The organism is bacterium, assembly GCA_035528375.1.
Taxonomy (GTDB): Bacteria; RBG-13-66-14; RBG-13-66-14; order RBG-13-66-14; family RBG-13-66-14; genus RBG-13-66-14.
This window is the reverse complement of sequence record DATKYS010000114.1, coordinates 1-7,411: the sequence shown is the minus strand read 5'-3', so window position 1 is coordinate 7,411 and position 7,411 is coordinate 1. Positions and strand designations below refer to the sequence as shown.

Sequence of the window (7,411 nt, the reverse complement as noted above, 5' to 3'; positions counted from 1 at the left end):
GACAGGCGGGGTACGGAGCCCCCGCCTTACATTCGGGCGCACGGCGGTTGACGCAATCACCGACTCCACCCCGCCTCACGGTTATTAAAAAGCCCCGCCGACGGGACCCTCTCCGTATTAACCGACCTCACCGCCCCTCCTCGAACCTCCTCCGATCCAGGCTCACGGAAAGCATCGTGGCCGTGGCGAATAAATTCCGCATGACCGGACGGCTGAGGAAGGATCGCCGGTGCCTGGCCTGGGTCAAATCGCCCAGGACTCCCTCCAGCTCGTCCATGGCGCTCTTGAGCGAATTTTTCGCCGCCTTCTCGTCCCCCTGGGCCAGATGGGCGCGACCCATCAGGTGATATAGCAGGGCCTGATTGACGGGGTTACCGCTCCTCTCGTCGAGCACAATGGCCTGCCGGGTCAGGTCCAGGGCTTTATCGGCGTCGCCCAGCGCCAGCTCGGCCTCCGCCAGCCCCTGCAGGAAATTCGCCCGGTGTATGTCCGAGCCCAGGCTTTCCAGCCTAGGTCGGGCCTCTTCGAGGATCTCCTTCGCCCGCTGCGGCCGCTGGGTCATCACCAAGATTTCGGCCAGCTGCTGGACGGCCTTCAACTCCCAACTCAGCATGGATGTGTCCCGAAACCCGCTCAGCGCCCTCGTCAGGAGGTCCTCGGCCAGTTCGAGGTTTTCCTGCTCCAGGGCCACCCGCCCCAAGACCCACAGCAGGATGCGGCGATAGGGGCTCTCCTCGGACAGCCGGACCTTGAGCCCGTCCAGTGTGGTCAGCGCCTCGGCCGCCAGCCCCAGGTTCACCAGCGCCAGCCCCAGGTTCAGCTCCACGGCGTTGAGGTAGGCGGTGTAGCGCGTGCCGGCGAAGTACGCCCGGCACAGCTCCAGGCAGTCGAGGGCGGACTCCAGCCTCCCCCAGTTCAGGTAAATCATGCCGAGGTTGTTCAGGATCGTCATCCGCTCGTGGGGCGCCCTCACTCTATCGAATATCGGCAGGCATTCGAGGTGGAGGTCCGCCGCCTCACCGAAGCGCCCCTGCAGGTAGAGGATGTTGGCCAGGCCCAACTTGGCTTCGGCCAACCCCCGCAGGTCGCCCCTGAGCCGGGCGTGCTCCGCAGCCGCGTCGAGCTGTTTCGCGGCCTCCTCCAGCCGGCCCAGGTGCCTGTTGACGTTGCCCAGATCAATCTCCGCCGACACCCCCAGCCACGTGATGCCCCCGCGCTTCTCCGCCTTGACCAGGTCGGCGAGGATTTTCCCCGCCTCCTCGAACTTCCCGCCCCGCCTCAGGTGCTTGGCCTTCATCAGCTTTTTCACGTACCCGATGCCTTCCAGCTCGGGAAAGCCCATCAGCTCGTCCACCAGAGACCCGTCCCGCTCGAGGTCGCCGAGGGTGTCCTGGATGTCCACGGCCCGGCGAAGGGCCAGCGCCCCCTCCCGCGTTCCACCGAATCGCTCCGCAGCCTCCCGAAAGCACCGGACTGCGGCGTCGTTCTCGCCCCTCGCCTCGTGGACGGTCCCCCGGAGGAGACACTCCCGCCCCGCGAATGGGGCGTCCTCCACCGAGAGCGATCCCCGGACGATATCCAGAAGCCGTAACGCCGAATCGAACCGGAGGAGTTCGATGTCGGCCTGGGCGAGGATCAGTCGGGCCTCCAGGCTCAGCCGTTTATCCCGACCCCTGGACGCGACTCCCTCCGCGAGGGGCTCCAGGGAACAGATGGTGGGGAAAAAGCCCGATCGGTGCAGGCGTTCCAGCACATCCACCAGCCCGATCAGGGCCTCGTCGTCACGACCGACGGCCGAGAGGTGCTTCACCCGGAAAAAATCCTCGACAAAGCTCCGCCCGGTCTCGACCTCCGCGGACAGCCCGGCCCGATGAACCTTGTCCATCATTTCCCCGGCGAAATCGGCGATCCACCCGCCGAATCGCGGTGCGCGGAGTGTGTAACCCCCATCCACCCGCTCGCAGAAGAACCTCCTCGTCAACTCGCCCAGCAGCTTCTCCACCCGCTTCTCACTGAAGCCGGTGCTCCTCGCGACGCTCTCCGCAGACTGCGGGCGCGTCTCTCCGGCCAGGGCGCACAGGACCTTCTTTTCCTCCTTCCTCAATCCCTCCCAGCGGTACATGAAGAGCTGGATGGTCGTTTTCGATGTGAGCAGGCGCTCTTCGAACACGCCGTCCAGGTCCAGCTCGTAGTACGCCCGTAGCTGCTCGGCGTGAACCCGGCTCCGGGGCAGTTCCGCGAGGTAGTGCTCGAGCTGCCCCGGGTTGAGCCTCCGACCGAGTTCTTCGCCGAGTCTCCCCAACTCCTCGGACCGGACGACGGGCAGGTATCGCAGGTGGAGGCTGTCCACCCGGTCAAAGTACTCGGAGGAGACCGCGCCGCTGGTCCCCCCCAGAACCAGAAGAATAGGGGTGCGACTCCGCTCGCTCATCAGCCTCTCCAGAACGGCCAGGGTTTCCAGGTCTCCTCCACCCTCGGTGTTGTCCGCGAAAACCGCCGTGGGCCCCTCCATGACCCGTCCGAGGAGTTCGATGGTATAATCCACCCGCGTCCAGCGCAGACCGGTCGGGTCGCCCGCGTCGTCCTCGGCTTTCCCTTCACCGGCTTCGGCGTAGCCTTCCTCGAGGAGGCGGAGATTTTCCGCCAGCGCGGCGGGGAGCGATTCGCGCAGCTCAGCCCAGGGGGCATACCCCTCCACTATCGTCTTCACCAGGCTCAGGGGTTCCACCACCCCACCCCGGTCGGCGGTGCGGATTACCCTGAATCCGGATTTAACCGCGAAGGCGGCCAGCGCTTCCCGGAAGGCGGCTCCGTCGCCCCCCATCTCCCCGGCGCACTCGATGAGAAAAGCCCTGCGCCGGGCGGCGTTCAGGCTCTCCTCGATGATCCGGTCCAGACCGGGGTCCACGCCGGGAAGGTCGTGTACCAACCTGTACTTCCGGCGACCGGAAAGCCCGGCCGGATGGCGGAACTCGGGTGGTAATTTCTTCTCGTATGTCATGGCGCTATAAGGAGCCTTTACTTCAATTTAACACGTCTTTCATCGAATGTAAATTGACCTTTCCCACCTCCCCGCGGCGTACGCGCGGCCACGCCGGTGACTGAAGCCGAAGCATCCCGAACCGGAGTTTTCTTCCTCGGCGGTCCGACGGCCGTCGGCAAGGGCGCTCTGGCTACTCGCCTCGCCGGGGCATTCCCCGTCGAGCTGGTCCTGTGCGATTCGGTCAAGGTCTACCGGGGACTGGAAATCGGGGCCAACAAGCCCTCGCCCGAGCTCCGCGCCGGCTTTCCCATCCACCTGGTGGACGTCTGCGACCCCACTGAAAGGTTTTCCGCCGGCCGGTACGCCCATCTGGCGGCCGCGGCCGTCGCGGGAATCCACCGCCGGGGGCGGATACCGCTGATCGTGGGCGGGACGCTCCTCTTCGCCCGGGCTCTCCTCGACGGTCTGAGCGGGGCCCCGGAGACGGACCCCGATATCGAGCACGGGCTGGAGGCGCTCGAGACCGAGGAGCTCGCGGAAAGGCTCCGGCGGTGCGATCCGGTTTCGGCCAACCGCATCCATCCCCACGACCGGCAGCGTCTCGCCCGGGCTCTGGCGGTCCACCTCCAGACCGGTCGGGGGCTCTCCGAGTGGAACGCCGATAATGCGTCCCGCCCAATCGAGGGACCGGTGACCCGGATCGCCCTGGTCCGTCCCCGGGACGAGCTCTACGGGAGGATAAACGACCGCTCCCGCCGGATATTCGAGCGGGGCCTGGTGGAGGAGGTGCGGGGTCTGCTCGAATCGGGTATGCCCCCCTCGGCACCCGCCCTGGAGTCCATCGGGTACCTCCAGGCGGCGGCGTGCCTGCGCGGGGAAATTCCCCCCGAGCGGGCGATCGAGGACACCGCCACGGCGACGCGCAGGCTGGCTAAGCGCCAACTGACCTGGATCCGCTCCGATCCGAGGTTCGACTTGCTCGGGGTGGACGCCCCCGGGGAGGAGTCGGCGTACGACGCACTGGCGCGTCGTCTCGGAGCGATTTCTTGACCTCGGAGATTGCGTTCTGCTAGAATCAAAATACTGAAAGTTGACCCAATTATTGGAATTACGGGGTATCCCACTCCCCCGGAAAGGGGCCGAGATGCGCCTGACCCGTTTTGCCGCCCTTCTCATCGGGCTGTGCACCATCGCCACCATAGGTTGCGGCGCCAGCAGCGACGAGCTCATGTCCTCGGTCGTAACCGCTGAGGACGCCCGCGCCAGACTCCTCGCCCGGGACGAAATCGTCAAGCTCGGCGAAGAAGGAGTGGACATCTTCGCCAAGCTCCTCGATTTCTCGACCGTGCGCAACCTGTTCGAAACCCAGGTGCCCCCCGCGCGCCTCTCGGAGATGGACGAGGAGGCCATCATGCGGGAGGTAACGGACATCCGCATCACCGCGGTCCGGGGCATGGCCGCCATCGGTTCCATCTCCGCGACGCAACCTCTCATAGACGCCTCCTACCTCCCGGAATCCCAAACCGAGAATCTGGGGGAACCCATCGCTATCGGGGAGGACGAGCTCTCCATCGAGCTGGCGGCCCAGTTCCGCTGCGAGGTGATGATCGCCCTCGGCCAGCTGGCCTTCGGCAGTGAGAAGGATCGCGAGGAGGCCATAGACCTATTCTCCTACGGCGCGAACGATCCCGACCCCGGCGTTCGCATCTGCACCGCCGGTTCCCTGGCGTCCCTCCACCTCCACGAATCGGGTTACTTCCTCAAGCAGCTCGCCGAGGACCAGGTGGCCGGAGTCCGCGCCGCGACCTTCAACGCCATCCATGCCATCGGGAGCTACTACGTCGCGCACGCCCTCCAATCCATCTCCTACGGGGACGATAAGACGGCCGAGCTCGACCGGCAAAACCTAAAAACGCTCGAGGATTCGGTTTACCAGCACTGCATCAACGCCCTGGAGGACCCGGAACCCTCGGTCCGCATCCCGGCCATCCAGGCCCTGGACGTTTTCGACGACACGACATCCGTCACGCCGCTGATGCGCTCCCTGTCCGACGCCAACGAGCGCGTCCGCATCGCCACCGTCAACGCCCTCGCGAGCTTCGAGAATGAGGAGGGGAAGCAGGCGGTCGAAACGGCCGTCGTCGCCGCCCTCGGCGAGGACGATCCGCAGAGACGGATGATGGCCGCTATGGTTCTCGGACGGATGCGGACCGGCGGGGAGGCAATGAAAGCGGCGCTCTTGAAACCCGACGAGCTTTGGTTCGTCAAACTCCAATTGATAAACTCCCTGTCCAATCTCGACAACGAGGATTACCTGGGCACCATCAACGGCTTTCTTGACGACCCCGACCGGGACGTTCGCATCGCCGCCATCTGCGGCGTGGGGTCCCTGGGCAGCTCCGAGGACCTCGACCGCCTGATCAGGTACGCCGTCGCCGACGATACCCTCATCCCCGCCGTCACCCACGCGGTCGCCTCCATCGCCGACTACGGGGAGCTCCAGATCTACCTCGGGGTGGACAACGACCAACTGACGCGCCTCATCGCGATTGACGCCCTATCCATGCGGAGCAACTCCGAGACCCCGGCGCCCCCCATGCTGGTGGAGCTCTTCGGGGACCCGGACATCACGATTGTGATGGCCGCCCTCGACGCCGTCGCCCGTTACGACTATGCGGAGAGCGACGACGCGCTCGCGGCCCTTGTCGAGCGTGGGGAGGACGATTACACGATTTACGGGGAGACCAAGGACAACTTCGAGGACCTGTCCTCGAGCCTGGGTGAAATTTACTCCGTGAAAATGCGGGCCGCCTCCATGCTGGCCTCCTCCGATAACCGCGACGGGATCAACCACTTCATAGACATGCTTTCCGACCCCAGCGTCGGCCGGCGGCTCATCGGCGTGGCCTGCCTGGGGAGCATCGGCCACACACGCGGCGTGATGCCCACGGTGGGCCTTTTGAACGACGGGTCCGACTACGTCCGCTGGGGCGCCGCCCAGGTCCTCGGCATATTCGCCGATACGCGAACGACCGGCTTCCTGGGCCAGGCCCTCCAGGACCCGAATCCCTGGGTGCAGGAGAGCGCCATCGGCTCCATCTTGGCCATCGGCGACAAGAACACCATTGACGAGGTGCGCGATATACTCGGCTCGGACGTCGCGCCGTCGGTGAAAATCGCCGCCCTCGACTTCATCTCCCGCATGGGGGACAAACGCATGGCCGACGATATCGCCGGTTATCTCAAAAATGAGGATGACGGCGTCCGCTACGGCGCAGCCGTCTGCCTCACCCGACTCAACGACGAAGAGGGACGCGGATTAGCATTCCTGAAAGAGGAGCTCAACTCCACCAGCACCCTGACCATCAACCCCGGCCTGCCCCCCATCACGCCCCTCGGAGCCGGCATCGAGCTCCTGGCCGCCGAGCTGACCGGCACCCCGGAGAGCCAGATCGAGGAGCTGGCCACCGAGCCGCGGGAGATCTCCGCCTGGGCCTACGCGACCCAGACCCTAACCGGGGATATAGCGTCCAACGACACCTACTCCATCCTGGCCGAAAAGGCCCTGCAGTACGACTACCTGCGCCAGGGGCTGCTGGATAACATCGCCCAGTATCGTCCCACCGCCTACACCGCCTTCGACACTTACCTGAATAACGACGACGCCGGGATACGGCAGCTCGGGTACGCGATACTGGTCAGAATCGGGGGGGACAAGGTCCTGGATCGCTTAACCGAACAGATCAGCGCGTATCCACAGGACGCCCCCGTGCTCATCGTCGCCCTGGACGACCTGGGGGCTCAGACGTATCTGCGCCGCCTGTTCCGCACCGGCGACGAGTCTATCCGGGTTCTGGTGGCCGAGCGGTTAGCGGGCTGGACGACGGACAAGCGCATGCCTTTAATCTGGGGCCAGATAGCCACCGAGGACCAGAGCCTGGCCGTGAGGCTTACCGTTCTGGGCTCCCTGGCCGCGGATCCCACCGGCGTGGGTCGGGCCTACCTGACGCAGATAATCGAAGCCGCCGATTCGCCCCCCGAGCTGGCGAGGGCGGCTAGGGACGCGCTGGCCGGCGTGGAACTGCCCGCGCCCGTGACGGCCGAAACGGCCGGTTAACCGAACCCGTAAAAGACCCCGCTTTCGGGTGTGTGTTCCCCCATACCCAAGGAATACACCACGAGGCTCAGAAAGACCCCGCTTACGGGCGGGGTTTTTTCAATCGCCGTTGCAACCGACAACTCAAAAGGACAAGGGATCACCACTTCATTTCGGACCAGCACGATGTTGAGACGACCGCTAACGATCTGTCAGCACACTTTTAAAAGAAGAGATGCTGAATGTAAAAGGTGTATGGCGGCCCTTCCACGGGCCGCCGAAAAGGGCGGGTCATTCGAGAGGGTGATATAAACTCGACAGGCGTGTCCTTC

General features: G+C 65.1%; 3 protein-coding genes. 2 read left to right on the top strand and 1 reads right to left on the bottom strand.

Translation table 11 applies throughout. The features are described from left to right. Positions 1-127: 127 nt before the first annotated feature. Entirely contained in the window at positions 128-2,929 is a 2,802-nt protein-coding gene (locus VM054_09210) for a tetratricopeptide repeat protein (GenBank protein HUT99239.1), read from the bottom strand. Between the two features lie 168 nt (positions 2,930-3,097). Between VM054_09210 and miaA the strand changes: the two genes are divergently transcribed. Both miaA and VM054_09200 read left to right on the top strand, forming a co-directional pair. Next, on the top strand, positions 3,098-4,033 hold the full coding sequence (miaA, locus tag VM054_09205; GenBank protein HUT99238.1) for a tRNA (adenosine(37)-N6)-dimethylallyltransferase MiaA: 936 nt from the start codon (positions 3,098-3,100) through the stop codon (positions 4,031-4,033). A 94-nt stretch (positions 4,034-4,127) separates the two neighbouring features. Continuing rightward, positions 4,128-7,100: a HEAT repeat domain-containing protein gene (locus tag VM054_09200; protein ID HUT99237.1), complete on the top strand. Its 2,973-nt coding sequence runs from the start codon at positions 4,128-4,130 to the stop codon at positions 7,098-7,100. The last annotated feature ends 311 nt before the right edge of the window (positions 7,101-7,411 follow it).

What these genes read in the sequence shown, in the direction of transcription:
- VM054_09200 (HUT99237.1), top strand. Translation starts at nt 4,128, where the DNA reads ATGCGCCTGACCCGTTTTGCCGCCCTTCTCATCGGGCTGTGCACCATC.